The organism is Streptomyces sp. CWNU-52B (genome assembly GCF_047444975.1).
GTDB lineage: Bacteria > Actinomycetota > Actinomycetes > Streptomycetales > Streptomycetaceae > Streptomyces.
On the sequence record NZ_JBLFJV010000042.1, the window covers coordinates 1 to 1,618 of the forward strand.

Consider the following 1,618-nt stretch of genomic DNA (forward strand, 5'->3'; position numbering starts at 1 on the left):
CCGCCGGTCACCAGCACCGTGCCCTCGGCCGGCACTTCGGGCCGCACCACCTCCGCCGGGCGGACCCTGGCCAGTCTGGGAGCGCTCGCCCGTCCCGCGCGGACGGCCACCTGGTCGTGGCCGGACGCGATCGCGGCGGGGAGCTGCTCGCTGCTCGCCGGGTCGTCGTCGATGTCGATCAGCGTGATACGGCCGGGGTTCTCGACCTGGGCCGACCGGACCAGCCCCCACACCGGGGCCGTGCCGACCGCGACGTCCTCGCCGTCGTGGGTGGCGACGGCGTTGCGCGTCACCAGTACGAGCCGGGAGGTTCCGGACGCCAGGCTCTCCTGGACGAGTTCGAGCGCCCGTACGGTGTTCCGGTGCGCCACGTCCACGGTGGCACCGTCGTGTCCGGCGTCCTCGTCGATCATCGCGACGAGGACGGCACCGGCGGCGTCGGCGACGCTCTCGACACGATCTGCGAAGCCATCCAGCGCATTGGTGCCGAGCGCGGCCCGGCGGGCGGGGACGATGTCCTCCCGGTCGGGGAGGGCGACCGGCGGCCAGGCCACGTGGAACAGGGAGTCGTCCGTGACACTGTCGGCCTGCCGGGCGGGGGCCGCCGGACTCCGCCGCAGCGTACGGACCTCGGCGACGGGTTCGCCGGTGTCGTCGGCCAGCCAGAGCCGGAACGCGTCCGGGCCCTGGGGCCGGACGCGGACCCGGAGGGCGCGCGAGCCGGCGGCGTACAGGTTGAAGCCGTGCCAGGACAGGTCGCTGACGTACCCGGCGTCGAGCAGCGGGTGCAGTGCGGCGTCGAGCAGCGCCGGATGGATGCTGTACGTGTCCGGGTCCGTGTCGTCGGGGAGCCGGACCTCGGCGAACAGCTCGTCGTCGCGGCGCCAGAGGGTGCGCAGTCCGCGGAAGACCGGGCCGTGGACGTGGCCGTTCTCCGCGAGCCGGTCGTAGAAGCCGTCCGTCTCCACCGGCTCGGCGCCGGCCGGCGGCCAGGCGGCCAGTGAGACCTCGGGCGCCGGCGCCGCCTCGGTGAGCAGTCCGGTGACGTGTACCTCCCACGGAACGGCCGGGTCGTCCCGGTCGGGCCGTGAACCGATGGTGATCCGCCGGTACCCGTCGTCCTCGTCGACCGGGCCCACGGTCACCTGTACCTGGATCCCGCCCTGGTCAGGAACGGTCATCGGGGTGTCGACCGTCAGGCCGGCGATTCCGGAGCGGCCCACCTCGTCGCCGGCCCGGACCGCCAGGTCCACCAGGGCCGAGGAGGGCAGGGTCGCGATCCCGTCGACGCGGTGGTCGGCGAGCCAGGAGTGGGTGTGCAGGGAGAGCCGGCCGGTGAAGACCGCGCCGTCGCTCCCGACGAGCTCCATGGCGTGTGTCAGCACCGGATGGCCCATGGCCGCCAGGCTGAGCCCTGTGGTGCTCCGGCCGCCCGGGGAGGTGCCGTCCAGCCAGTAGGGCTGGTGTTGGAAGGGATACGTCGGCAGGTCGACCAGAGACGCCCCGGTCCCCGCGAACACCCCCGACCAATCCACATCATGACCCGCCACATACACCTGAGCCAACGCACCCAACGCCGTCCGCACCTGCGGCTGATCCCGACGCTGCAACGCCACGA

1 protein-coding gene is annotated in these 1,618 nt (G+C 73.5%); it reads right to left on the reverse strand.

Going from position 1 to position 1,618, the window contains the following annotated elements:
- On the reverse strand, positions 1–1,520 hold a 1,520-nt coding region (locus ACLVWQ_RS29655; RefSeq protein ID WP_414112291.1), incomplete at its 3' end, for a polyketide synthase dehydratase domain-containing protein.
- Positions 1,521–1,618: the final 98 nt, after the last annotated feature.